This window comes from Pseudoalteromonas qingdaonensis (genome assembly GCF_038739665.1).
GTDB classification, from domain to species: Bacteria; Pseudomonadota; Gammaproteobacteria; order Enterobacterales; family Alteromonadaceae; genus Pseudoalteromonas; species Pseudoalteromonas qingdaonensis.
The window spans coordinates 46,270-72,336 of record NZ_JBCGCU010000002.1; the positions used below are offsets into that span (position 1 = coordinate 46,270).

Genomic DNA, 26,067 nt, shown 5'->3' on the forward strand with positions numbered 1-26,067 from the left:
AAACTTACCTATGTCAGATTCGAAACCGAGCCAATCGTCTAGCCTAGATGATTGGCTTTGTTATTTAGAGCAGATCCATCCTGCCAACATTGAAATGGGCCTTGAGCGCGTTCAGCGCGTGGCAGAGCAAATCGGCCTGCTTGATACCCGCAGCAAAATCATTCTTATCGCTGGCACCAACGGCAAGGGCACCACAGCACAATGCTTAGAAGCGCTCCTATTAGCCCAGGGCTACAGCGTTGGCACCTATGCCTCGCCGCACCTTATTCGATACAACGAGCGGGTGCGTATTAACGGCGCCGAGCTTGATGACCAAATTCATGTGGATGCCTTTAACGCGCTTGAACAAGGGCGAGGGGATACTGCACTTACCTATTTTGAATACGGCACCTTAGGGGCGCTGCACATTTTTAAGCGCATGGATGTGGATTATGTGCTGATGGAAGTAGGCCTAGGCGGGCGTTATGATGCCACCAACATAGTCACTCCAATTGCCAGCGTGATCACCACTGTGGATCTCGACCATAAAGAATACCTAGGCGATACCCGCGAATTAGTGGGCTATGACAAGGCCGGTATTTTCCGCACCGGTGTGCCTGCTATTGTTGGTGATTTGGATATTCCGCATACGGTAGTTGATTACGGCAAGGAAATTGGCGCTGACCTTTGCTTATCTCGCCGTGACTTCCATTTCAGTGAAGATGAAGTCACCTTTAGCTGGCAAATGGACGACTATGATCTGTGCTTTGCGCAACCGGCTATTCCGGCGCAAAATGCCGCCACGGCGCTGAGCGTACTTTATAAGCTCGACCTGCTACCGGATATTACTGTGGCAGCCGATTGCCTAAAGGCCCTTAAGGTCACCGGACGTTTTCAAACCTTGAGCGAAAAGCCTTTGATAGTCACGGATGTGGCTCATAATCGCGAGTCTGCGCGTTTTCTCGCCAAGCGTTTACAATCCTTTAAGCAACAAGGGCTTAGTATTTATGCTATCGTTGGTATGTTGGCCGACAAAGAGCATGCCGATGTTATTGAAGCGATGAAGGGTGCGGTGGATTATTGGCATGTGACGACCTTGGATAACCCCAGGGGCACACAGGCCGAACAATTGGCGCAGACGCTAGATAAGCAAGTCAGTGTAGCCGGCGCCCATAATAGCGTTAGCGATGCCATTGAGGCGGTTTTACCACAACTTTGCGAGCAAAGCCTTTTGATTATTTTCGGATCGTTTTACACTGTGGCAGAAGCAATCACATTTTTTGAGAGTTAGGGGCTGTAAGAGTGAACTCAGGGTTTGTTAACCGTTTGATCGGAACCACTATTGTAGTTGTTGCCGCTATTGTTTTTATTCCTAATATTTTGGATGGCGACAAGGTGCGGTATAAGGAAGGCTTTAAAGCCATACCCGAACGCCCTGAGTTCAAGTCTATCGACTTACAGCAGGCCTTGTCTGACAAGGCCGATATGGCTCCTTTACCCAAAGATGAAAAAATAGAAGAAATAGCCCCAGACGATGAAAAACTTGCCGCTGGCTCCACTGAGGGCTCGGTTGAAAACTCGGCCGATAAAACAGCTGGCGACCCGGCGCCACAGCCAAAGGCGCAGCAGATCGACTCAGGCAAGGGCGTAGAAAGTAGCACAGAAAACACTACAGTGGCGGTTTCCATACTGACCAAGGATGAACCCCTGGAGCGCCCCAAACAAAGTGGCCTGACGCAAATGGCCTACGTGGTGCAACTGGGTGCCTTTTCTCGCAAAGCCAGTGTTGATGCCTTGATGGCCAAGCTTAAGAACAATGATTTTAAGGTCTTTACCCGCGAGGTTAAAACCGCCAACGGCACCTTGACTAAGGTGTTAGTAGGGCCGGAATTAAGCAAGGAAAAGCTTGAGCAGCAACTGCCCAAGTTACAAAAGCTGACCAATTTACAAGGTCGTATCACCCAGTTCCAAGTAACAAAATGATCTGGTATTTAACGCCTCGCTCCGCTAGAATGCGCCCCAAATTAACGACTAGTGGTTATTATGATCTGGGTTGATTACGCCATTGCCGGCATTATTGCACTGTCTACCATTATTGGCTTAGTGCGAGGCTTTATCAAAGAGTCTATGTCGCTGGCCGTTTGGGCCGCCGCGTTTTTTGTATCCAGTATCTTTTACCCCTATTTAGCTTCCTACCTAACCAATATTTCAGAACCCCTTTTAAGAAATGCCGCAGCGATAGCCATACTGTTCTTCTCTACGCTGTTGTTGGGTGGCTTGTTAAATTACATCTTAGGCGAGTTGGTGCAGCGCACTGGTTTGTCGGGTACCGATCGCGTGTTTGGAATCGTGTTTGGTGCCTTGCGTGGCGTGTTGGTCGTCAGCGCCATTCTATTCTTTCTCGATGCCTTTACCGGAGCCCCAAATACAAACTGGTGGAGCGCATCTCGACTTATCCCTGAATTTGGCTTTGTGATCGAGTGGTTTTTTGACTACCTCGAGAACAACTCAAGCTTTTTAAATTCAGCTAACCGTTAATCGGCGAGGAAAATTTTAATGTGTGGTATCGTTGGTATAGTCGGAACATCGCCTGTTAATCAGGCCTTGTATGATGGCTTAACTGTTTTGCAACACCGCGGTCAGGATGCGGCGGGTATTATTACGATTGAGGACAATACCTTTAGTCTGCGCAAGGCCAATGGCTTAGTAAAAGATGTGTTCCATACAAGACACATGAAGCGCCTACAAGGTAACATCGGCCTGGGTCATGTGCGTTACCCAACCGCAGGTACCTCAAGCTCAGCGGAAGCCCAGCCTTTCTACGTGAACTCGCCATTCGGTATTGCCATGGCTCACAATGGTAACCTGACCAACGCCGAGCAGCTAAAAGAGCAGCTGTTCAACGAAGCGCGCCGTCATGTAAATACCACCTCGGACTCCGAAATCCTGCTAAACGTGCTTGCTCATGAACTAAGCAAGTGCGACAAGCTGAAATTAGCCGCAGAAGATATTTTTACGGCGATTTCAGAGGTGAACTCTAAGGTTATCGGTGGTTATGCCACTATCGCCATGATCATCGGCCACGGCATGGTGGCGTTTCGTGACCCGCATGGTATTCGTCCGCTTATCTTTGGTAAGCGCGAAACTGAAAAGGGCACAGAGTACATGTTCTCATCAGAGAGCGTGGCGCTGGACACGGACGGTTTTGAAGTTATCCGTGACGTAGCTCCGGGTGAAGCCATTTATGTAACCGAAGACGGCCAGTTGTTCTCGCAATTGTGTGCCGATAAGTCGGTTTGCAACCCATGTCTTTTTGAATTCGTTTACTTTGCCCGTCCTGACTCAACTATCGATAATATGTCGGTTTATGCTACCCGCGTAAACATGGGTACCAAGCTGGGCGAGAAGATCAAACGCGAATGGTCTGATAAGGACATTGACGTGGTGATCCCAATTCCTGAGACTTCATGTGACATCGCTTTGGAAATTGCTTCTGTACTTGAACTTCCTTACCGTCAGGGCTTTGTGAAGAACCGTTATATCGGCCGTACCTTCATCATGCCGGGTCAGGAACTGCGTAAAAAGTCGGTACGTCGTAAGCTCAATGCCATTGCCCGAGAATTTAAAGGCAAAAACGTATTATTGGTTGATGATTCAATCGTGCGCGGCACCACTTCAGCCCAGATCGTTGAAATGGCCCGTGAAGCCGGCGCTAAGAACGTTTACTTTGCCTCAGCGGCACCGGAAGTACGCTTCCCGAACGTTTATGGTATCGATATGCCTTCAGCTGCCGAGCTGATCGCTCATGGTCGTGAAGTAGAAGACATCAATGCCAGCATTGGCGCCGATGGCCTTATCTATCAATCACTGGAAGATCTGGTTGCTGCGGTATCGCAGGAGAACCCGGAAATCACCCGTTTTGAAACCTCGGTTTTCGACGGTAACTATGTGACAGGTGATATCGACCAGGATTATCTAAATCGTATCGACGAGCTACGTAACGACTCGGCCAAGTCTGGTCGTGAAAAGGCGATGTCGGCAAACTTGGAAATTCATAACCAAGACGATTAAGCGAATAGAGATTAAAAAAGGAGCCTTTGGCTCCTTTTTTATTGCTTAAAATTATTGCTAGCGGCTGAAGGCGGCTAACTAAAGACAGGTGAAACTATGCCGTTGGTCCATAAAATAGCGGTCGCCGCGAGGATAATCACCAAGAGCACCAGGCCGCAGGTCACCACAGAGCTGGCATAAATAAAGCCGCGCTCATGGGGAATATGCATCAAAATCGGCACGCCGGTATAAAGCAAATACACCGAATAGCTTAGCGCTACCAAGCCAACGCAGACAATAAACCATAAGGTCGGATAGAAGGCCGCAAAGGCCGCCATAAATACCGGCGTTGAGGTATAAGCTGCAAGCTCAAGTGTTTGCGTAAAGGTCGGCTCGGCGCCAAAGGTTTTTGCCATCCAATGAGCCAAATAGGCCAGCGCAAATACGCCGGCAATCAAGGCCACATACATGGCGCCAGCAATAAGCAGGGCACTGTCGTGAGTCAAATAGACAGGATCGCCAGCGCCTATGCTCCAACCTAGATGAACCGCCGAATAATAACCCATGATACTGGGGATCAGGGCGATAAGTAGAATGTGCGATAAGCTGTAAAGTAGACTTTCGTGACGGTTGTCGATGGTTTGCCACTCTTCAACCGGATGGGCGTACAAGCCCCAAAGATGATTTAGAATCATATAGTTACCCCTTAAATAAACTGGTTTTTGGCTGTATTATTTTTCACCAGCACTCATCTATGTATCGTCCAGAGCTTGAGGTTTGTCAAGAAAGTCCCCCCGCGCGATGAATATGGTAAAATAGCGCCAATTACCAAGACATTGATTAAAGTTATGTTGGCCAAGTACCAAGACTTATTAGCACCCATTCATTCTTTTTTGCGTTGTGAAACACCGCAATCCTGGGTTGAGGAAGCAAAAAAGCCGGAAAATCTGCGCATTATTCTGACCGATCACCTGATCTGTGAACTTAAAGCCGCGCAGAGCGCCATGTTTTTAATCCGCCGTTATGCGGTGGACGAGCAAAGTGGTGAGGCCTTGTTGCAGTGGCTTAAGCCTTATGAAGACTTCACCTATCGCCAAGTCGGCGATTGGCGCGCTCTTGCCGATCATAATAAGCTCAACAAATCCATGATCCCCAAATCCAGCGTACCTTACGGCCAGGAACTCATAGATAAAATGGTGCTTTTGATAAAAGAAGAATTGCACCACTTTTATCAGGTGCTGGAGATCATGCAGGAATGCGGTATCGACTACGATAAAATCACCTCCAGCCGTTATGCCAAGGGGTTATTGCGCCATGTACGCACCTATGAGCCCCAGGCTTTGACTGACAAGCTGATCTGCGGTGCCTATATAGAAGCGCGCTCATGCGAGCGTTTTGCCATGTTGGCGCCCCATGTGGATGCGCGTCTGGGTGAGTTTTATGTATCCCTGCTGCGCTCTGAAGCGCGTCATTATCAGGATTATTTGACCCTGGCTTCAGCTCTCGCCGGTGAGGATATTTCCGAGCGCATCGAATTTTTTGGTGAGGTTGAAGCGGAGTTAATTGCTTCGCCGGATGAGGATTTTAAGTTTCACAGTGGCGCGCCCGTTGCCGCTTAGTACCTAAACTAAAAGCGCCTAACAAAAGCAAAAAAGCCCAAGCGTTAATAGTGCTTGGGCTTATCGTTTTTTCGGTGTGAGCTATTTAAAGTAAAGGCGCTCGCGCTCATGGCCATGGCACAAGGTCAGGCCGCTAGCATCAGCCACTATGTAGGAGCTGTGCTCATACCAATCACCCAGTACCACTCGGGTTTTACCGCCGTGGTCATGAATGGCGGGGCGGTGGGTGTGGCCGTGTATCATCAGCTCCACCTTATGCTCAGCAAAGGTATCCAGTACCGCACCAGGCTCGACATCTAAAATCTCAGCGCGTTTGTTTTGCTGGCTCATTTTACTCTTAATACGCGCATTGCGGGCAACGCGGCGGCGATACCAAAGCGGCATGGCCAGCATTAATCTCGGCCACCACCAACCGCGCGACTTGCGGCGAAACTTTTGATATTCGATATCCTGGGTGCACATTTCATCGCCATGGAGCAGCACCACTTGTGTGCCATAGAGGTCGATTACGCTTTGCTCGGGCAGTAAAGTCATGCCCGCCTGGGCTGCGTATTTCTTGCCGAGCAGAAAGTCACGGTTGCCATGAATAAAGTAGACCTTTACGCCGCTATCACTTATCGCTTTTAATCTTATGGCAATATCATCGCTCAGTGGCTCATTGGCATCATCACCCACCCAGACCTCGAAAAAATCACCGAGAATATAAAGCGCATCCACATCTGCATTTATATGGGTGTCTAAAAACTCAAAGAAGGCGGCGGTGATATCTGGCTGAGCGGCGCTCAAATGCAAGTCGGAAATAAACAGCGTACGTTTCATGGGGCCCTTATTAGGGTCTGTTGACCTTTGTTGTTTGTTTCTGCAGCAGTTTGTAGTGTACGGCACATGTGTGGTGTAGTTATTCTACATAAACATGTAACAACACAGTTGAAATGCGCTACAAGCGCTGCCCTACGGGTTCATCTAAACACATCCTGCTCTGTGTTGCTCGTTATGTACATAGAATGACTATGCAGCATAACGAGCGTCGTGATCAGAATGCGTTTAGATTGAACATAAAGTAAACCTAAAAGATAAACAGACCCAAGAAAAAGCGCGGCTGAGCCGCGCTTATTAAAGTATTACTCGACAGTAACCTTAGTGATCACCACGTCTTCAAGTGGTACATCTTGGTGGAAGCCAGCAGAGCCTGTGGCTACGCCTTTGATCTTCTCTACTACGTCCATGCCTTCAACAACTTCGGCAAATACACAGTAACCCCAGCCTTGCGACGTCTCGCTGCTGAAGTTTAGGAAGTCGTTGTTGTTTACATTGATAAAGAACTGAGCGGTGGCCGAATGTGGATCCGGCGTACGCGCCATGGCTACCGTGCCCACTTTGTTGCTTAGGCCGTTGTTGGCTTCGTTATCAATTGGGTCTTGCACAGACTTTTGGTCCATACCTGGGGTAAAACCACCACCTTGGATCATAAAGCCATCGATAACACGGTGGAAAATAGTGCCATCGTAAAAGCCTGATTTGGCGTAGTTTAAAAAGTTGGCAACTGTTTTAGGTGCTTCTGCTTCAAATAGCGCCAGCTTGATGGTGCCCATATTGGTTTCTAATACAACCATGATGATTCTCTATGTATTGAGGTAAAAGATTATTTTATCCCACGGTGGCGAAACTCTCAATTGACTAAGGGAGGATAGGGCCATTAAGTCCTTTAATTTTGTTGGTTTTGGTCTTTTGTTCGGTGGCGGCCTGCCCAGTGCGGTGGTAAGATAGCGCCATTAATATAACCGATAGGATCCCCTTGTAATGTTGCAGATATACAACACACTTTCACGTCAAAAAGAACACTTTGAGCCCTTGAATGCCAATAAAGTGGACATGTATGTGTGTGGGATCACCATTTACGATTATTGCCACGTTGGCCACGCCCGTACTTATGTGTCGTTCGACGTGATGAACCGTTACCTTCGCTACCTTGGCTATGACGTCACCTATGTGCGCAACATTACCGATGTGGACGATAAGATCATTGCTCGTGCCAATGAAAACAAAGAGCCTATCGATGCGTTAACCAAGCGCATGACGGCTTCCATGCATGAAGACTTTGCAGCCCTAAATATTTTGGCGCCGGATATCGAGCCTACGGTAACGGGTCATATGGATGACATTATCGCCATGATCGAGCGCCTTATTGCCAAAGAGCATGCCTATATCGCACAAAGTGGCGACGTGCTGTTCGATGTGTCCAGCTTTAATGACTACGGCAAGCTATCACAGCAAGACCTAGAGATGCTACAGGCCGGTGCCCGTGTCGAAGTTGCCGAAGGTAAAGACGATCCTTTGGACTTCGTGCTATGGAAAAAAGCCAAGGCCGGTGAGCCAAGCTGGTCATCACCTTGGGGTGAAGGTCGCCCAGGCTGGCATATCGAATGTTCGGCCATGAGCTCTAAGCACTTAGGCGAGTATTTTGATATTCACGGTGGTGGTTCGGATCTGCAGTTCCCACACCATGAGAACGAAATTGCCCAGTCGTGCTGTGCTAACAACGGCCGCTACGTGAAAACCTGGCTCCACACCGGCATGGTGCAGGTAAATAAAGAAAAGATGTCTAAGTCATTAGGCAACTTCTTTACCGTGCGTGAGGTATTAAAAGCCTACGACCGTGAAACCGTGCGCTACTTCCTGATCAATGGTCATTATCGCAGCCAGTTGAACTACTCGCAGGAAAACCTGGAGCAAGCCCGTGCATCTTTAGAGCGTATCTACACCGCCTTACGCGATGTTGAGCCGGTTGAGATTGAGCTTAAAGGCAACAAGTATGCGGCGCGTTTTGAAGCGGCCATGAATGATGATTTCAATACCCCCGAAGCCTTGCCTGTGTTATTCGAGCTGGCAAAAGAAGTAAATCGCCTTAAGGGTGAAGATGCGCCAGCGGCGGGTCAACATGCTTACCTGCTGGTGAAACTGGCGGAAGTATTAGGTATTGCTCAGCAAAACCCAGCGGCTTTCCTTCAGGGTGAGCAGGACGACGATGAGGCGGCGCACATCGAAGCGCTGATTGAACAGCGTCGTGCAGCCCGTGAGAACAAAGACTGGGCTGCGGCGGATGAAGCCCGTGATGCACTTACGGCCTTGGGTGTGGTGCTTGAAGACAGCGCCGGTAAAACCACCTGGCGTAAAGCGTAAACGCAAAGGTATAACGCCTTGTTAAAAACGCCGCGCATTTGTTCGCGGCGTTTTTGTTTGTGCCTCTGTGCTTTTATGTCTTGACCTCAGGCTAGCTTAAGGTTTTAGCCTGGCTGCCGTTATTATCAATCAGGAATCCGAATGAATATTTTTCTTGCCATGATCCCCGCCTTCTTATGGGGAACCACCTACGCGGTCACCAAGTACGCCATGCCCGACTGGCCACCCATTTTACTCGGTGCCTTGCGGGCCTTACCGGCAGGGATTGTGCTGTGGCTAATTAAACCTTCTTTACCCAAAGGCGGGCAGTGGCGCCCCTTGCTGCTATTGGCGACGGTGAATATCGCCCTGTTTTTTGCCTGTATCTTTGTTATGGCGGTTAATTTGCCAGCGGCCATTGCTGGGGTTGGCATGGTTTCCGTACCTGTGGTGGCGCTGCTTTATGCCTGGCTGGTGAAAGGGCAGAGGCCCGCCTTGGTGCAATCCATTTGCGCACTGGCTCTGGTCTTTTTAGCCTGGCTCTTGTTCGACCCAAAAGAAGTGAGTTTAACCCTGATTGGCATGCTGGCGTTATTTGCCTCCTTGCTCTGCATAGTGATTGGCAGTGCCCTGGTGCAAAAGTTCTCCATGCATATTCATTGGTGGACGGTACTGACTTGGCAGCTGATCCTCGGTGGCACCTTGCTTGCTATTGCTGCACTTATCCAGGCATTTTATCTTGAACCCGAGGCTTATCAGGCGCTGCAAAATCCCATCGAGCGCCAACAATGGTTGGCAATCTTGTGGCTGGTGCTGCCCAACACCGCGCTGGCGTACAGCTTATATGTGTGGTTGTTGGGGCGTATGTCTGTGGTGGAGTTTACCTTTGGCACCATAGCCAATCCCATTGCTGGAATTATTACCGCGGTGCTGTTATTGGCAGAGATGTATCAAGGTTGGCAATATGCCTTGATGATGGCGATGATAGTATTTTCGGTAACGCCGCAAGGGGTGCAATTACTGCGCTCAAGATGGGCTAATACCAATTCTCTTAAATAGCTAATCATTCTAGCGGGCTAAATATCATGCTCACTGTGTTGGAATTTTTCGATGTAGAATAACTACATAAGAAAAATTCCGCCTTGTGATCATCTCATTTATCCAGCGCTATATCTGAGCACATACTTAACAGAATTGGTATAACAAAAAGGCCAGCATTTAAAGCTGGCCTTTGACGTGATTAACACTATTACTTAGCTGTGATACCTAGCTGTGATAGTTTTCACAGGCCTCCAGGGTGTTTTCAATCAGGCTGGCAACCGTCATCGGGCCCACACCGCCAGGAACTGGAGTGATATAGCTGGCGCGTTGGCTGGCAACATCATAGGCCACATCGCCGACTAGGGTGCCATCGTCTAAGCGGTTAATGCCCACATCGATCACCAAGGCACCTTCTTTGATCCACTCGCCAGGAATAAACGCTGGCTTACCTACGGCTACCACTACTACATCGGCGCGGCGCACATGGGCTTCCAAGTCCTGGGTGAACTTATGACAAACGGTTGTAGTACAACCGGCCAGTAGCAGCTCAAGAGACATAGGGCGACCAACAATGTTTGAAGCGCCAACAACGACTGCGTGCATACCCTTGTAACGAACGCCGGTTGAGTCCAGCAGGGTAATAATGCCTTTTGGCGTACAAGGACGCAGTGCCGGCATACGCTGGGCAAGGCGACCTATATTATAAGGGTGGAAGCCATCCACATCCTTATGTGGAGTAATACGCTCTAGTACCTTTTCAGCGTTTAGGCCCTCTGGAAGCGGCAATTGGACTAGGATGCCATCAACCTCAGGATCGGCATTAAGCTCGTCAACTAAATCAAGAAGTTGTTGTTCACTGGTATCGCCTGGCAGATCGTAAGACTTAGAAACAAAGCCTACTTCTTCACATGCCTTACGCTTAGAGCCTACATAAACCTGGCTTGCCGGATCTTGGCCTACCAGTACAACCGCCAGGCCTGGTGCGCGCAGACCTTGCTCTTTACGCTGGGCAACACGCGCTGCCACTTGGGCGCGAACTTGCTTTGCAATTGCCTTACCATCAATGATGTTTGCCGTCATGAGTAACCTTCAATTGGGGTGAGTGTGCTCTTTAGGGGGCGCTAAAATAGTCACACATAATTAGAACGAAATACTTTTATTTGTCCCATGCGGTATAAAAAGGGGTTACCGCACCGAACTAGGCCAATATTTTCGCAGAAAAGCGCTTCCTAGCCAAGCTGTGACCATAAGGAAAGCACTGTTTTGTGGGCTAAATTGATAAAATATCGAACAAAATCGTTAAAACTTAAACAAAGCGGGTTAAAAATAAGCAAACGCACTGCTGCGGCGAAAAAAATGTTTGACCTCGTCAGGTCAAATCACTATTATGCACCCCGTTGTCAACGAGGGGTCAGGTTTGATTCCTTAGGCAGCGGCAAGTATCGGCGTTTAGCGCAGCTTGGTAGCGCACTTGGTTTGGGTCCAAGGGGTCGCAGGTTCAAATCCTGCAACGCCGACCACTTTCATTAATGAAAGTAATACTTGATAGCACACGAAGAAGTATTCGTTGCACCGCGCCCGTAGCTCAGTCGGATAGAGCAACGGCCTTCTAAGCCGTCGGTCGAAGGTTCGAATCCTTCCGGGTGCGCCATTATTGTGGCGGCTGTAGCTCAGTTGGTAGAGCCCTGGATTGTGATTCCGGTTGTCGCGAGTTCAAGTCTCGTCAGTCGCCCCATTTTTCTTAATATACGCATATCGGCGTTTAGCGCAGCTTGGTAGCGCACTTGGTTTGGGTCCAAGGGGTCGCAGGTTCAAATCCTGCAACGCCGACCACACTTTCTTTAAAGAAAGTGAAGGTCAATGCAAAAATATTTAGAAAACACAATTTGAGTATCGGCGTTTAGCGCAGCTTGGTAGCGCACTTGGTTTGGGTCCAAGGGGTCGCAGGTTCAAATCCTGCAACGCCGACCACTTTCTTTAATAAAAAAAGAAAACACATTTTTTGGCACTTTCATCAGGCTAATCAACTTCCCCTCTTAGAAAATATCCTTTTTTATTTATCACCTTGATTTAGATTATTTTCGCTATCTCTATCTTTAAGCGTTTTGCCACGAACTGTATGCAAAATATCCTAAGTGATGCGTATCAGCCGCAGATCCGCTAATTTCTTGGCCTGCGCTCTCGACTCTTATAAATATTAGGTTATAATGCCGCGTCTATTGTTAAACATAAGTGCCCCTAGGGCAGTGCAGGCATAGGGATCGCCCTCGTCATCACCGCGGCAAAATTGCCATTTTACGTGATTGGCCATGATAAACGATCGCCGTGTATGTAATGAAGGCGCAACGCCGCCATATTTGAAGATTGAGGTAAATCATGCAAGTTTCTGTTGAGACGACTCAAGGCCTTGAGCGCCGTCTGACTATCACTGTTCCTTCAGAGAACGTTGAGACCGAAGTTAAAAAACGCTTACAACAACTGTCTAAAACTCAGCGTATTGACGGTTTCCGTCCGGGTAAAGTACCAGTTTCTATCATCCAAAAACGCTTCGGCGCCGCTGTACTTCAAGAAGTAGCTGGTGACCTAATGCAGCGTAACTACATCGATGCAATCATCGCTGAAAAAATCAATCCAGCTGGTGCACCTACTTTCGCTCCTAAAGCGCTTGAAGCAGGTAAAGACCTAGAGTTTGAAGCCACTTTTGAAGTTTACCCAGAAGTTGAGCTTAAAGGCCTAGAGAACATCGAAGTTGAGCAACCAGTTGTTGAAGTAAAAGACGAAGACCTAGCTAACATGCTAGAGACGCTACGTAAGCAACACGCTTCATGGACTGAGTCTGAAGAAGCTGCTGGCGACAATGCACGCGTTACTATCGACTTCGTTGGTACTATCGACGGTGAAGAGTTCGAAGGCGGTAAAGCTGAGAATTTCCCACTTGAGCTTGGCCAAGGTCGTATGATCCCAGGTTTCGAAGACAACATCGTTGGTAAGAAAGCCGGTGAAGAAGTTGTTGCCGATGTAACTTTCCCAGAAGAGTACCACGCTGAAAACCTAAAAGGTAAAGACGCGCAGTTCACTATCACTGTGAAGAAAGTAGAAGTACAAGAGCTTCCAGAGCTTAACGATGAGTTCGCAGCACTATTCGGTATCACCGAAGGTGGCGTTGACGCACTTAAAGAAGAAGTGAAGAAGAACATGAGCCGTGAGCTTAGCCAAGCTGTTAAAGCTAAGGTTAAAGAGCAAGCGATCGAAGGTCTTCTAGCGCAAAACGAAATCGAAGTACCAAAAGCCCTTGTAGAGCAAGAGATCGACGCACTTCGCAAGCAAGCTGCACAGCGTTTTGGCGGCGACGCTCAAAACATGCCTGAGCTTCCAGCTGAGCTATTCCAAGAGCAAGCTATCAAGCGCGTTAAAACTGGCCTACTACTAGGTGAAGTGATCAAGTCTGGCGAAATCAAGCCTGACGACGCGAAAGTAGAAGAGCTAATCAGCACTATGGCTTCTGCTTACGAAGATCCAAGCGAAGTAGTTGAATACTACAAAGCCAATGAGCAACTAATGCAGCAAATGCGCAACGTTGCCATGGAAGAGCAAGCGATTGAAGCAATCGTTGAGAAAGCTAAAGTAACTGACGTAGAAACTGCGTTCGACGACATCATGAACCCGCAGGCGGCTCAATAAGTCGTTGACTTAAGTTACAAGCAACGTTTAAATGGCTCGTATGCTTTGCTCGCAAAGCACCGAGCCATTTTAGTTTGTATCGCTCATTAAGGAATCAAGTAATAATGAACAATGGTATGACAGATCCGCTTAACGCATTAGTTCCCATGGTGGTAGAGCAAACCGCTAAGGGTGAACGCTCTTATGACATCTACTCGCGCCTTCTTAAAGAGCGAATCATTTTTTTAACGGGTCCGGTTGAAGACCATATGGCCAATTTGATTGTGGCCCAGTTGCTATTCTTAGAATCAGAAAACCCAGAAAAAGACATTCACCTGTATATCAACTCTCCAGGTGGCTCAGTTACTGCGGGCATGTCTATTTACGACACCATGAATTTTATCAAGCCTGACGTTAGCACCTTGTGTGTAGGTCAAGCAGCCAGCATGGGCGCATTTTTACTTTCAGGTGGTGCCAAGGGTAAACGTCATTGTCTGCCTAACTCACGGGTGATGATCCACCAACCGCTTGGCGGCTTCCAAGGTCAGGCGTCTGATTTTGAAATTCACGCTAAAGAAATCCTGTCCATCAAAGATAAGCTAAATAGATTGATGGCAGAGCACACGGGTCAGCCTTTGGATATCATCGCCAATGATACCGACCGTGATAACTTTATGAATGCCGATGCAGCGGTTGCATACGGTTTGGTTGACTCTGTTTTCGACCGCCGCGCCAAGTAATCTAATTGCCGCGCTTATAACCAATTGGCGGCGCAATGCGCCGCAAAGTTTGGTATATTTGTTAAAGAAGTCCATTTGCTACAATGTAATAAAGCTCGTAGCGTAAAGAATGAGGTAGCTGAATGTCCGATAAACCAACAGACGGCGAAAAGACAAGTAAACTGCTGTACTGCTCGTTTTGTGGTAAATCTCAGCACGAAGTACGTAAGTTGATCGCAGGCCCATCCGTTTATATTTGTGATGAGTGTGTTGACCTGTGTAACGACATCATCAGGGAAGAAATTAAGGATATCGCGCCTAAAGCGAGCGCATCCGACAAGTTGCCGGTTCCGAAAGAGATCCGCTCTCACCTCGATGATTATGTAATTGGCCAAGAACACGCCAAAAAAGTACTGTCGGTTGCTGTATATAATCACTATAAGCGTCTGCGTAACGCTGGTAACAGTGACGGCGTTGAACTAGGCAAGAGTAATATCCTGCTGATCGGTCCTACTGGTAGTGGTAAAACCCTGCTTGCAGAGACCATGGCGCGCCTATTGGATGTGCCTTTTACCATGGCCGATGCCACCACCTTAACCGAAGCCGGTTATGTGGGTGAGGATGTTGAAAACATCATCCAAAAACTACTGCAAAAATGTGATTACGACGTTGAGAAAGCCGAGCGTGGTATAGTCTATATCGATGAAATCGATAAGATTTCTCGTAAGTCTGATAACCCGTCTATCACTCGTGATGTATCCGGTGAGGGCGTACAGCAGGCATTATTGAAACTGATCGAAGGCACGGTAGCCTCGGTACCACCGCAAGGTGGCCGTAAGCATCCGCAGCAGGAATTCTTACAGGTTGATACCTCTAAGATCCTCTTTATCTGTGGTGGTGCTTTTGCCGGTCTTGATAAGGTTATCGAGCAGCGCAGCGCTAAGAATACCGGAATTGGTTTTGGCGTTGATGTGAAATCGAGCAGCGCCGGGCGCAGCCTGAGCGAAACCTTTAAAGATGTAGAGCCGGAAGATCTGGTTAAATACGGGCTTATTCCTGAGTTTATCGGTCGTCTGCCTGTGGTTGCGACATTAACCGAGCTCGATGAAGATGCCCTTATCCAAATCTTGAATGAGCCGAAGAACGCACTGACTAAGCAGTTTGCATCGCTCTTTGCGATGGAAGATGTTGAGCTGGAGTTCCGTGAAGACGCACTTAAGGCCATTGCTCACAAAGCGATGGAGCGTAAAACCGGTGCCCGTGGTCTGCGTTCAATCGTAGAAGGCGTATTGCTTGATACCATGTACGAATTGCCGTCCATGGAAGATGTCAGCAAGGTGGTTATTGATGAAACTGTGATCAAGGGTGAGTCAGACCCCATACTTATCTACGAGAACAATAATCAGGATAAGGTTGCTTCTGAATAATACCTTTTCATTTCAATGAAATGGTGTAAAAAATAAGCAATTCTAAATAAAAAGGAGCCTCAGGCTCCTTTTTTTATAAATTTGTTGAACTTTGCCCAGCCAATCCCCATATACTTGGGTAATCATTAAATTTTAAGAAGTCCGAAGAGAGTTAGCATGACGCTTGAAAGAACGGATCGCGTAGAGATTCCTGTACTGGCTTTAAGGGACGTGGTGGTGTATCCCCACATGGTGATCCCGCTATTCGTCGGTCGTGAAAAATCCATTCATTGCCTTGAAGCAGCAATGGAGAATGACAAACAAATTTTCCTGGTGGCGCAAAAAGACGCCTCGGTGGACGATCCAACCAGCGATGAAATTTATACCGTAGGTACGGTTGCCAGCGTATTACAGCTATTAAAGCTGCCTGACGGCACGGTTAAGGTGCTGGTTGAAGGCACGCAGCGCGCGCGCATCGAAAAATATACCCAAGAAGACGATTTCTTTGTTGCCGAGGTTGAATATATTCCCTCCAGCGATATTGATGAGCGTGAGCATGAAATCTTTATTCGCAGTGCGATAAGCCAGTTTGAAGGCTATGTAAAACTGAATAAAAAGATCCCGCCTGAGGTACTAACCTCGGTATCTGGTATCGAAGAGCCGGCGCGCCTGGCCGACACCATGGCCGCGCATATGCCGATTAAGGTGCCGGAAAAGCAAAAGGTGCTGGAGATAAGTGACGTCACCGAGCGCCTGGAATACCTGATGGCCATGATGGAAGGCGAAATCGATCTGCTTCAGGTTGAGAAGAAGATCCGCGCCCGAGTGAAAAAGCAGATGGAAAAATCGCAGCGTGAGTATTACCTCAACGAGCAGATGAAGGCCATCCAGAAAGAACTTGGCGAGCTTGACGATGTACCGGATGAGTTCGAAGGGCTGCAAAAGAAAATTGCCGAGTCAGGCATGCCAGGCGAGGCCGAAGAAAAAGCCATGGCCGAGCTGAAAAAGCTGAAAATGATGTCGCCTATGTCGGCAGAAGCCACGGTTGTGCGCTCCTACATAGAAACCATCACCAATGTACCGTGGAAGAAAAAGTCCAAGGTGAAAAAAGACCTGGCTGGGGCGCAGAAAATTCTTGATGCCGACCACTACGGTTTAGAAAAGGTTAAAGACCGTATTATCGAATATCTAGCGGTGCAACAGCGTACCAATAAGCTGAAAGGGCCTATTTTGTGTTTGGTTGGTCCTCCAGGTGTGGGTAAAACCTCATTGGGGCAGAGTATTGCCCGTGCTACCGGTCGTAAATATGTGCGCATGGCCTTAGGTGGGGTGCGTGATGAAGCGGAGATCCGTGGTCACCGCCGTACCTATATTGGCTCTATGCCGGGTAAGCTAATTCAGAATATGACCAAGGTGGGTGTACGTAACCCGCTGTTCTTGCTTGATGAAATCGATAAGATGTCATCGGATATGCGCGGCGACCCGTCGTCAGCACTGCTTGAGGTGTTAGATCCGGAGCAAAACAGCACCTTTGCGGATCATTACCTTGAGGTGGATTACGATCTGTCGGATGTGATGTTTGTGGCGACCTCAAACAGCTTCAATATTCCAGGCCCCTTGTTGGACCGTATGGAAGTGATCCGTTTGTCCGGTTACACCGAAGACGAGAAGCTCAATATTGCCAAGCAGCACCTGATTCCTAAACAGATCAAGCGTAACGGTTTAAAGGAAAACGAGCTGACCATAGATGACAGCGCCATTATCGGTATTGTTCGTTACTACACCCGTGAAGCGGGTGTGCGTGGTCTTGAGCGTGAAATCTCTAAGCTGTGTCGTAAAGCAGTGAAGAATATCCTGCTTGATACGAGCCTGAAGCATATCACCATAGACGAGAGCAACCTTGAGGAATACCTGGGAGTGAAGCGTCACGACTATGGTAAAGCCGAAGGCGATGACCGTATTGGTCAGGTAACAGGTTTAGCCTGGACCGAAGTGGGCGGCGATTTGCTGACCATAGAGTCATCGGCAGTGCCAGGCAAGGGCAAGCTAAGCTATACCGGCTCCTTGGGCGATGTAATGAAAGAGTCGATTCAAGCGGCCATGACGGTCGTGCGCGACCGCGCCGAGAAGCTGCGTATTAACGCCGATTTCCATGAAAAGCGTGATATTCATGTGCACGTGCCGGAAGGGGCAACGCCAAAAGACGGCCCAAGTGCGGGTATCGCCATGGTCACCGCCTTGGTGTCTAGCCTCACCGGTAACCCAGTGCGCTCGGATGTGGCTATGACAGGGGAAATTACTCTGCGTGGTGAAGTTTTGCCTATCGGTGGTTTAAAAGAGAAACTCTTGGCCGCACACCGAGGTGGTATTAAGACGGTGATCATTCCGCAAAAGAATGAGCGCGACTTAAAAGAGATCCCTGAGAATGTGCGCGAAGGCCTGTCAATTCACCCTGTGCAGTGGATTGACCAGGTGTTGGAGATAGCTTTAGCCCAGCCAATCGAGCGTTTTAGCGCTGATTGCGCAAAAAGTGAGTGAAAATAGTAAAAAAATTTCTCAAAGGGCTTTTCAAATCACTAAGGTGTGATAAGTTAGGCACTGGATTTGACCCTAGGCCTTATGTGGCCTAGGTTTCAAGACGATTAAGGCGTTTGGAAAGGATGCGTTCTTTTCTAAATTTAATAGTACAGAGACGCTCTCACGCTGAACACTTTTCACAAGCTGAGTCGTTCTGGATAATAACAATGTAAGGGGATGATATTGTGAATAAGTCTCAATTAATCGATCAAATCGCAGCTGATGCTGATATCTCTAAAGCGGCTGCCGGTCGTGCGTTGGATTCATTCATTGAGTCAGTATCAAATGCACTTAAAGATGGCGATTCAGTTGCTCTAGTTGGTTTCGGTACTTTTTCTGTACGTGAGCGTGCTGCTCGCACCGGCCGTAACCCACAAACTGGCGAAGAAATTCAAATTGCTGCTGCAACCATTCCTTCGTTCAAAGCAGGCAAAGCGCTTAAAGACGCAGTTAATTAATTTGCGAAACTTGAATTGCTAGCAAACGGAAAACGATTGTTAGCTTCAAGTGAAAAAGCGTATCTGCTAAGATACGCTTTTTTTATATCCTTCACTTTATTGCGAGGCAAAAGCCAAGCAAGGTGGAGGGGGTACTAAATAAATAGAGATAAAGATAAATGCTAGAAAAAATCAGAGAAGGCTCGCAAGGCTTGGCGGCCAAAATCATTCTAGGGCTAGTGATTTTATCTTTTGCTTTGGCAGGGATCGGGGGCTACTTAGGTCAGACTACCGAGCAATCCGTCGCTGAGGTGAACGGTGTAAAAATCACGCAGCGCGACTTTGCCAGAGCATTCGACAACGAACGCGCTCGTCAAGAGCAGCAATTCGGTGAATACTTTGCGCAATTAGCTAATGACCCAACTTTTATGGCACAACTTCGCCAGTCTGTTATCAACCGCTTAATCCAACAAGAACTACAATCGCAATTAGCGGCAGAAATGGGTTTACGCATCAGCGATGCAGAAGTACGTAAAGCAATTTTAGACATGCCTGCCTTCCAGTTTGGCGGCAAGTTCAGCAACGACCGTTACCTTCAGGTAATGCGTCAAATGGGTTTCCAGGCCGATGACTTCCGCGAGTTTCTTCGTAAAGAAATGACCCGCTCACAACTGGTAAGCGCCTTAGCTGGTACCGATTTCACGCTTAGCAACGAGCTAAGCCTGGCGGTGGGTCTACAGCAGCAAGAACGTGCCATCGATTACTTAGTGCTTGATAACGCCAAGTACAAAGAAACTGTGACAGTAAGCGATGAAGAAATTCAAAACTACTATGACTTGAACCAGGCGCAGTTCTTAGCTCCTGAGCAGGTTAAAGTGGCTTACGTTGAGCTTAATGCCGACAATCTTGAATTAGCAACGCCAATCAGCGCCGAGCAAATTGCCGAGTATTATCAGCAGAACCAAGCCATGTACAGCGAGCCGGAAAAGCGTCGCGTTGCTCATATCCTAGTTGAGAACAGCGAAGACGATGCTGCGGCCCAGCAAAAAGCTGAAGAGCTGCTTGCACAATTACAGCAGGGTGCCGACTTTGCCGAGCTGGCTGAAACTCAGTCAGATGACATAGTAAGTGCCGAGCTAGGTGGTGATCTTGATTGGATTGAGCGTGATATGCTTGACCCAGACTTTGAAGATGCTGCATTTGCCTTAACTGAGGTGGGTCAGCTTTCAGAGGTAGTACAATCTGAGTTTGGTTACCACATTATTAAACTAACCGACTTACAGCCGGGTGAAAGCAAGGCTTTAGCCGATGTTGAGCCGGAGATCCGCAGCGAGCTTGAGAAAGTAGAAAAAGCCGATATCTACTATGAAAAGCAAACCGAGCTTGCAGAGCTGGCGTTTGAAGTATCGGATAGCCTGGAAGATGCAGCAACAGCCATTGGCGCTACTGTGCAAACTACAGACTTGCTAGCGCGTGGACAACTTCCTGCGCCGCTAAATCAGCCTAATGTTGCTGCAGTTATCTTCTCGCCTGAGTTGCTTGAAGACCGTGTTAACTCAGAAGTGTTAGAGCTGGGCAGTGAGCATGTTGTAGTTGTGCGTGTTGTTGAATACAAGCCAGCAGCGACCAAAGAATTGGCTCAGGTAAGTGAGCAAATTAAAGATATCCTGGTAGCAGAAAAAGCAACCTCTCTTGCCAAAGAGCAGGCCGAGGCTCTATTCGCCGAGCTACAAGCGGGCACGGCAATCGCTGCCTTAGCGGAGCAAGCCGGTGTTGAGCTGCAAAGCGAAGACAAGCTAACGCGTCGTACCTTTAGCGTACCACCAGCATTGACTCAGCAGGTGTTCAAACTGGCACACCCAGATACGGCTCCTGTAGTTGACTTGGTTGAGCTTAATAACGGCAATGTAGCTCTGGTAGCGCTTAAGTCGGTAAACACGCCGAGCGAAACCGAGGTGAACGAGCAAATAAAGCAAAGCCTGACCATGCAGTTGGCTAACAAAAACTACCAGACCTTCGTAGAAGCGCTAGAAGCGCAAGCGGAAGTACTGCGTAAGCCAATGGCACCGCAAGGCGAATAATATTCGCAAAGCATAAAGAAAGGCCGCATTTGCGGCCTTTTTTACGTTTGTTGAAAGTGTTTAGCGTTAGCAGATCAGCAGACGCTGACAGGTTTTCGATTGCGGATTGGCGAATATCTCTTGAGTGTTACCGTATTCGACGATCTCGCCATGATCCAGCACCATCACCTGATCGCTCATATGCTTTACCAGGCTCAGGTGGTGGGTGATCAGCACATAACTTAAACCCGTCTCGCGCTGCAGCTCTAACAGCAGGTTTACCGTTTGCGCTCGTACCGAAGGGTCTAAGGAAGAGAGCGCTTCATCAAGTACCAAGACCTTAGGGTCTAGGATCAGCGCTCTTGCCAGCGCCACCCGCTGTAGCTGACCGCCGGAAAACATATGCGGATAATAGTGGCGATGCTCGACCAGTAAGCCCACCTTAGATAAGGTTTGCTTGATTTTTTCCAGACGCTCGGCAGCGTTTAAATTCGTGTTAAAGCGCAGACAATCGTCCAGAGTATCCTCTATGGTCAGTGCCGGATTTAGCGAGGTGGTCGGGTCTTGAAATATCATGCGGATGGCGCTGCTATCGCCTAAATGTTTGGGGCCATCCTTAATTAGCTCGCTTTCAAGAATAATTTGCCCGCTACTGACTTCATCGGCACCAGCCAAAACCTTGGCCAGGGTACTTTTGCCTGCTCCCGTCTCGCCGATGACCGCCAGGGTTTCGCCCAGACCAATACAAAAGGAGATATCCTTGAGCAGAGCCACCTTTTTATGGCTAAGCAAGCCGGCACGGACATTGATCAGCTTATTCAGTGCTTGCACTTTAAGAAGTGGTTGCATCAGCTTTCCTCCTGCTTATGCAGTGGAAAATGGCAGGCATAACTGTGGCCATGCTCTTTTTCCAGTTTGGGCGTTACCACACAGGCTTTTTGTGCGTTAGGACAACGAGGGCCTAGACGACAACCTATGGGAAGGTGTTGCAAGGTCGGTATAGTGCCTTTTAGGGCATACAGAGGTTGTTTATGACCTAGTGCCATATCATAGTCGGGCAGGCTTTGTAGTAATGCCTTGGTATAGGGGTGACGCGGATGGGCAAAGACTTGTTCGGTCGGCCCAGCTTCTACCATCTGACCGCAATAGAGTACGTTTATGCCATGAGTCCAGTCGGTGAGCTCCTCAAGTTCATGGGAGATCATCAAGATGGACATGTTTTTCAGCTGGTTTAAACTTTTTAACAGTCTGAATACCTGAGCTCGCGTTGTGCTATCGAGTGCCGTGGTCGGCTCATCGGCAATAAGCAGGCGCGGTGAGCGGGCGATGGCCATGGCGATCATCACCTTTTGGCATATGCCTTCGGAGAGCTCGTGAGGGTAGCTTGAAAGCACCTTGGAGTGCTCCTTGATACCAACCTTATGTAACAGGGCGTGCACCCGTTTTTTCTTTGCGCGGCGACGTTGGAAAATATTGCCACTGTGATCGGTTTCGGGAATACTTTCTTCGAGCTGATCGCTGATTTTCGCCGTCGGGTCAAGGCAGCGACTTGGCTCTTGATAGATCATTGCCAGGTCCTGGCTTACCAGCTTACGGCGTTTTTCATCGGACAGCCGCATTAAATCCACGCCGCGCCAATGCATGCGGTCTGCACGTACTTCCCAGCGTTGGTTTAAGGCACCGACCAGCGCCTTGGCTATTAGGCTTTTTCCCGAGCCAGACTCACCAATAAGGGCATGCACTTCACCTTCTTTAAGGCTGAAGTTAACACCATCGACCACACGAATAATGGAGTCCGAGGTCTTGAGCTCTATTGTGAGGTTGCGAATATCAAGTAACTGCATCAGTCCGCCCGTCGCTCTTTAAGTACATTGCGCAGGCCATCGCCAACCAGGTTGGTGGAGAGTACCGCCAAGAATAGCAAGATCCCCGGCAGCGCTACGGTCCAAGGCGCCAGATAAATTAAGCCGAGGTTTTCCGCCAAAATCGCACCCCATTCTGCGGTTGGGGGCTGGGCACCGAGCTTTAAAAAGCCCAGGGCAGCAATATCGAGGATTGCCAGCGACAAGGCCATGGTGAAGATAACCACGATGCGCTCATAGATGTTGGGGAAAATACCGCGCACTAAAATTTGCCAATGGTTAGCACCGTCCAAACGAAAGGCGCTGATATAGTCCTTGCTCAGCTCTTCCACCACCAGGTTGCGTACCGAGTGAATAAATTGCGGCAGCAGTGCGAAAATAATGGCCCAGACGGTATTCATCAAACCCGGACCGAGTATGGCAATAATAATAATAGCCAGCAGCAACGAGGGAATGGACAGGGTGATATCGAGCAGGTGATTCAAAAGGCTGGCCCGCAGTCCGCGGCTGATCCCAGCAACCGTACCCACCAACACGCCCACGAGCGTGGTCACCAGCGCCGCCACTATAGATAGGCCAAAGGTGTAGGTGGCGCCGTTCATTAGCCTGGAGAGCACATCACGGCCCAGATCATCGGTTCCAAGAATAAAGCGCACATCACCGTCTTCGTGCCAGGATGGCGGGATGAGCAGCGCATCGGCGTGCTGCTCATTAATACCATAAGGTGCCAACATGGGCGCGGTAGCGGCTAACACAGTTAGCGCTAGGAACAACCAAAGACCGACCAGAGAAACGTGGTTGGCCCTAAATTTACGCCACAGTCTTGAAAGCGGCGAGGTATTGGATTGCTCGGTAAATAATTTAAAGTTTGCCATGCGCTTGATTCCGTGAGATCGGGTCGAGCAGGGTATAGAGTAACTCGGTGAAAATAGTCGCAAAAATAATAAACATGGAAATGGCTAACAGGCCACCCTGAATAGCCGGGAAGTCACGCTGATAAATACTGTCGATAAGCCAACGGCCTATACCCGGCCAAGAGAAAATCACCTCGGTGATCATTGCCAGGGTGATCAAGGCGCTAAACTGCAAACCAATTTGCTTAATGACCGGCAGCAAGGCGTTGCGCAGGGCATGGTGAATAATCAACTGACGACGACTCAGACCCTTGGCGCGCGCGGTTTTTATGTAATTTTGTTCGAGTACATTAAGCATGGAATCGCGGGTAAAGCGCACCAATACCGTGGTCGGGTAGGTGGCCAGCACCAGGGTTGGCAGTGCCAGGTGGTGTAGGGCATCGGTAAAGGCCTGACCGCCATAGGGGAAACCGGCAAGCATCACATCAAGGAGCATAAAGTGGGTGCTGGCGGGTATTTCATACAATAAACTGATGCGCCCGGACATGGGGAACAGACCCAACTGCAGGCAAAACACCATGATCAATAACAGCGCCAGCCAAAATATGGGCACCGAATAACCCACCAATGTGATGCCGCTGATCAGCTTATCGGGCCAACGACCTTGCGACAGCGCTGCCAGAATACCAGCGGGAACACCGATAATCACCGAGACCAACAAGGCATACACGGCAAGCTCGAAGGTGGCCGGTGCCAAGGTAAGTACATGACTAAAAACCGGATCTCCCGAGGCAAAGGATAAGCCCCAATCCCCTTGGAGAATACGCCCGACAAAGGCCAGATACTGGCTGATATAGCCCTCATCGAGATGGTACTTGGCGCGTAGGTCAGCGCTTTGTGAAAAGCCTGCCGTTTCGATGCCACTGAAATTGGTGAGCGGCTCTCCGGGAAACAGATAGCCCAGGGAAAAGGTAAACAGGCTCAGGGTAAAGAGCATAAACAGCAGCAGCGAGAACCGGCGAATGGCAAATTCAAACATCATGGCTCTTTACTCGCGTGGGCTAGGGAAATACCACCAAACGGGCTTAGGGTAATGCCTTGGATATTGGCATCATTGGCCTGTGAGCGCTTACCGTGGGCCAAAGGCAGCAGCGGCAATTGCTCGGCGATCATTTGCTGGGCCTTAACATAAAACTCTTTGCGCTCGGCTTGGTCCGTGGTGTCTAGGGCCTGGGTGAGCAAAAAGTCGAATTCCGGGTTACACCAGTTGGCCGGGTTTTTACCGCTGAAGGTTGCGGCACAACTGAGTAAGGGACTAAAGAAGTTGTCCGGGTCCGGGGTGTCGGCCGCCCAGCCCAATAACACGCTGTCGTGACGATGTTCATCGACGCGCTGTAAGAAGGTGTTCCACTCGTATTCGACGATGCGCACCTTCACACCCACCTCGCGCAAGTCGCTCTGCATTAGCTCCGCCATTTTACGCGCGTTGGGGTTGTAAATCCGGCTCACCGGCATGGCCCAAATACTCATTTCAAAGCCATTTTCATAGCCGGCCTCGGCCAGTAGCTCGCGGGCCCTGTCCGGGTTGTATCCGGGTAAGTTATGTTGTTCCTGATAGGCCCAGCTGATGGGCGGCAACATAGAAGTAGCCTTAACGCCTTGGCCGTAATATACAGCTTGCATGATTTTTTCGACATTAATGGCGTGGGCGAGGGCACGACGCACCTCGGGGTTGTTAAAGGGCACACGCTCTGTGTTAAAGGCCCAGTAGCCGATATTTAAATTGTCCTGTTGCTGCAAGTCTATGTCGCTGCGCTCGCGTAATACATCGAGCTGAGTGGCACTGGGGTGCGGGGTAACATCGCATTCCTTGGTCAACAGCTTAACAATGCGCGTGGTGCCGTTGGGGGTGATATCGAATACCAGTTGGTCGAGGTTCACCTGATGCTCCCAGTAATCGGGGTGGCTGTAATAGCGAATAAAGCGGTCCCGTTGATACTCGCGATAAACAAAGGGGCCCGTGCCCACAGGATACTGATCGAACAGCTCCATACGCTCGCTTTGCATCAACTCCATGGCATATTCCTGCGAAGTGATGGCGGCAAAGTCGGTGGCCAGGTTAGCTAAAAAGCTGCTCTCGGCGTTAAAAAGCTCAAAGGTCACCTGATATTCTGAATCTTTGCGAATATTGCGGATCAACTGATCTAAGCCAACACTTTGAAAATATGGATAATTGGCTTCGCCGACAAAGTGATAGGGGTTATAAACATCGAATAAACGATTAAAGGAAAAAACCACATCATCGGCGTTAAACAAGCGTGTTGGCGTAAAATAAGCTGTGGTATGAAACTGCACATCTTGACGCAGTTTAAAGGTAACTTCGGTGCCATCTTTATTGATTTGCCAACTGGTGGCAAGCTCGGGAATAAACTCACCGGTGACCGGGTCGATACGCAATAAACGGTTGTACAGTTGTTTGGAAATGAGGTCTATGGTGGAGCCTGAGGTGGTGACCTGAGGGTTAAACGACACCGGGTTGGCTTCGGCGCAGTACACCATGCCTTCTATGGGCGCATAGCGGGCATCTTCATTTTGGCACCCGGCGAGAACCACCGCCACTGTGCCTAACAACCATTTATACACG

General features: G+C 49.0%; 22 protein-coding genes and 5 tRNA genes. 18 read left to right on the plus strand and 9 right to left on the minus strand.

Annotated elements, in window-relative coordinates:
* Positions 1–10: 10 nt before the first annotated feature.
* From folC to purF, 4 genes are read left to right on the plus strand one after another with little or no spacing between them, the layout of a single operon-like run.
* The gene (folC, locus tag WCN91_RS02320; protein WP_342675907.1) at positions 11–1,270 is read left to right on the plus strand and encodes a bifunctional tetrahydrofolate synthase/dihydrofolate synthase; all 1,260 of its coding nucleotides are present in this window, start codon (positions 11–13) and stop codon (positions 1,268–1,270) included.
* A gap of 11 nt (positions 1,271–1,281) precedes the next feature.
* The gene (locus WCN91_RS02325) at positions 1,282–1,962 is read left to right on the plus strand and encodes an SPOR domain-containing protein (protein WP_342675909.1); all 681 of its coding nucleotides are present in this window, start codon (positions 1,282–1,284) and stop codon (positions 1,960–1,962) included.
* 60 nt (positions 1,963–2,022) lie between these two features.
* The gene (locus WCN91_RS02330; RefSeq protein WP_105199246.1) at positions 2,023–2,517 is read left to right on the plus strand and encodes a CvpA family protein; all 495 of its coding nucleotides are present in this window, start codon (positions 2,023–2,025) and stop codon (positions 2,515–2,517) included.
* A gap of 18 nt (positions 2,518–2,535) precedes the next feature.
* The gene (purF, locus tag WCN91_RS02335) at positions 2,536–4,050 is read left to right on the plus strand and encodes an amidophosphoribosyltransferase (RefSeq protein WP_342675913.1); all 1,515 of its coding nucleotides are present in this window, start codon (positions 2,536–2,538) and stop codon (positions 4,048–4,050) included.
* Between the two features lie 74 nt (positions 4,051–4,124).
* On the opposite strand, the gene WCN91_RS02340 is transcribed toward purF, so the two are convergent.
* Complete coding sequence (locus WCN91_RS02340; protein ID WP_342675915.1) at positions 4,125–4,724, minus strand: Yip1 family protein; 600 nt, start codon at positions 4,722–4,724, stop codon at positions 4,125–4,127.
* Between the two features lie 153 nt (positions 4,725–4,877).
* Here WCN91_RS02340 and miaE point away from each other — a divergent pair, with 153 nt between their 5' ends.
* Positions 4,878–5,648, plus strand: a complete 771-nt coding sequence (gene miaE / locus WCN91_RS02345; RefSeq protein WP_342675917.1) for a tRNA isopentenyl-2-thiomethyl-A-37 hydroxylase MiaE — start codon at positions 4,878–4,880, stop codon at positions 5,646–5,648.
* An 81-nt stretch (positions 5,649–5,729) separates the two neighbouring features.
* Here miaE and WCN91_RS02350 read toward each other — a convergent pair whose 3' ends face one another.
* Complete coding sequence (locus WCN91_RS02350) at positions 5,730–6,467, minus strand: UDP-2,3-diacylglucosamine diphosphatase (RefSeq protein ID WP_342675919.1); 738 nt, start codon at positions 6,465–6,467, stop codon at positions 5,730–5,732.
* Positions 6,468–6,769: 302 nt separating this feature from the next.
* On the minus strand, positions 6,770–7,261 hold the full coding sequence (locus tag WCN91_RS02355; protein WP_105199123.1) for a peptidylprolyl isomerase: 492 nt from the start codon (positions 7,259–7,261) through the stop codon (positions 6,770–6,772).
* 187 nt (positions 7,262–7,448) lie between these two features.
* Between WCN91_RS02355 and cysS the strand changes: the two genes are divergently transcribed.
* Both cysS and WCN91_RS02365 read left to right on the plus strand, forming a co-directional pair.
* On the plus strand, positions 7,449–8,828 hold the full coding sequence (gene cysS / locus WCN91_RS02360; RefSeq protein ID WP_342675923.1) for a cysteine--tRNA ligase: 1,380 nt from the start codon (positions 7,449–7,451) through the stop codon (positions 8,826–8,828).
* A 141-nt stretch (positions 8,829–8,969) separates the two neighbouring features.
* Positions 8,970–9,866: a DMT family transporter gene (locus WCN91_RS02365; protein ID WP_342675925.1), complete on the plus strand. Its 897-nt coding sequence runs from the start codon at positions 8,970–8,972 to the stop codon at positions 9,864–9,866.
* Between the two features lie 207 nt (positions 9,867–10,073).
* Here WCN91_RS02365 and folD read toward each other — a convergent pair whose 3' ends face one another.
* A complete protein-coding gene (gene folD / locus WCN91_RS02370; protein WP_342675927.1) occupies positions 10,074–10,928 on the minus strand; it encodes a bifunctional methylenetetrahydrofolate dehydrogenase/methenyltetrahydrofolate cyclohydrolase FolD in 855 nt (284 codons plus the stop codon).
* A gap of 363 nt (positions 10,929–11,291) precedes the next feature.
* On the opposite strand from folD, the gene WCN91_RS02375 reads away from it, so the two are divergent.
* The 11 genes from WCN91_RS02375 (at position 11,292) to WCN91_RS02425 (ending at position 20,728) form a co-directional block, all read left to right on the plus strand.
* Positions 11,292–11,368 (plus strand) — tRNA-Pro (locus WCN91_RS02375).
* Between the two features lie 54 nt (positions 11,369–11,422).
* Positions 11,423–11,499, plus strand: a tRNA-Arg gene (locus tag WCN91_RS02380).
* An 8-nt stretch (positions 11,500–11,507) separates the two neighbouring features.
* Positions 11,508–11,583: transfer RNA gene (locus WCN91_RS02385), tRNA-His, on the plus strand.
* 21 nt (positions 11,584–11,604) lie between these two features.
* Positions 11,605–11,681 (plus strand) — tRNA-Pro (locus WCN91_RS02390).
* A 61-nt stretch (positions 11,682–11,742) separates the two neighbouring features.
* Positions 11,743–11,819 (plus strand) — tRNA-Pro (locus tag WCN91_RS02395).
* 405 nt (positions 11,820–12,224) lie between these two features.
* Positions 12,225–13,529 (plus strand): trigger factor, encoded by a 1,305-nt coding sequence (tig, locus tag WCN91_RS02400; RefSeq protein WP_342675929.1) that lies wholly within the window; start codon positions 12,225–12,227, stop codon positions 13,527–13,529.
* A 104-nt stretch (positions 13,530–13,633) separates the two neighbouring features.
* The gene (gene clpP / locus WCN91_RS02405; RefSeq protein ID WP_342675931.1) at positions 13,634–14,248 is read left to right on the plus strand and encodes an ATP-dependent Clp endopeptidase proteolytic subunit ClpP; all 615 of its coding nucleotides are present in this window, start codon (positions 13,634–13,636) and stop codon (positions 14,246–14,248) included.
* A 122-nt stretch (positions 14,249–14,370) separates the two neighbouring features.
* Positions 14,371–15,654 (plus strand): ATP-dependent protease ATP-binding subunit ClpX, encoded by a 1,284-nt coding sequence (clpX, locus tag WCN91_RS02410; protein ID WP_342675933.1) that lies wholly within the window; start codon positions 14,371–14,373, stop codon positions 15,652–15,654.
* A 156-nt stretch (positions 15,655–15,810) separates the two neighbouring features.
* Positions 15,811–18,171 carry an endopeptidase La gene (gene lon, locus WCN91_RS02415; protein ID WP_342675935.1) on the plus strand — a complete coding sequence of 787 codons (2,361 nt, stop codon included), beginning with the start codon at positions 15,811–15,813 and terminating at the stop codon, positions 18,169–18,171.
* Positions 18,172–18,395: 224 nt separating this feature from the next.
* Positions 18,396–18,668, plus strand: a complete 273-nt coding sequence (gene hupB, locus WCN91_RS02420; RefSeq protein WP_105199131.1) for a nucleoid-associated protein HU-beta — start codon at positions 18,396–18,398, stop codon at positions 18,666–18,668.
* A 158-nt stretch (positions 18,669–18,826) separates the two neighbouring features.
* On the plus strand, positions 18,827–20,728 hold the full coding sequence (locus WCN91_RS02425; protein ID WP_342675937.1) for a SurA N-terminal domain-containing protein: 1,902 nt from the start codon (positions 18,827–18,829) through the stop codon (positions 20,726–20,728).
* Positions 20,729–20,794: 66 nt separating this feature from the next.
* On the opposite strand, the gene WCN91_RS02430 is transcribed toward WCN91_RS02425, so the two are convergent.
* From WCN91_RS02430 to WCN91_RS02450, 5 genes are read right to left on the minus strand one after another with little or no spacing between them, the layout of a single operon-like run.
* On the minus strand, positions 20,795–21,556 hold the full coding sequence (locus tag WCN91_RS02430) for an ATP-binding cassette domain-containing protein (RefSeq protein WP_342675939.1): 762 nt from the start codon (positions 21,554–21,556) through the stop codon (positions 20,795–20,797).
* Positions 21,556–22,551 carry a peptide ABC transporter ATP-binding protein gene (locus WCN91_RS02435; RefSeq protein ID WP_342675941.1) on the minus strand — a complete coding sequence of 332 codons (996 nt, stop codon included), beginning with the start codon at positions 22,549–22,551 and terminating at the stop codon, positions 21,556–21,558. Before WCN91_RS02435 ends, WCN91_RS02430 begins: the two co-directional genes overlap by 1 nt.
* Positions 22,551–23,444 carry an ABC transporter permease subunit gene (locus WCN91_RS02440; RefSeq protein WP_342675943.1) on the minus strand — a complete coding sequence of 298 codons (894 nt, stop codon included), beginning with the start codon at positions 23,442–23,444 and terminating at the stop codon, positions 22,551–22,553. The genes WCN91_RS02435 and WCN91_RS02440 overlap by 1 nt, the downstream gene beginning before the upstream one ends.
* Complete coding sequence (locus tag WCN91_RS02445) at positions 23,431–24,465, minus strand: ABC transporter permease (RefSeq protein WP_342675945.1); 1,035 nt, start codon at positions 24,463–24,465, stop codon at positions 23,431–23,433. The genes WCN91_RS02440 and WCN91_RS02445 overlap by 14 nt, the downstream gene beginning before the upstream one ends.
* The gene (locus WCN91_RS02450; protein ID WP_342675947.1) at positions 24,462–26,066 is read right to left on the minus strand and encodes an ABC transporter substrate-binding protein; all 1,605 of its coding nucleotides are present in this window, start codon (positions 26,064–26,066) and stop codon (positions 24,462–24,464) included. Before WCN91_RS02450 ends, WCN91_RS02445 begins: the two co-directional genes overlap by 4 nt.
* Position 26,067 lies beyond the last annotated feature (1 nt).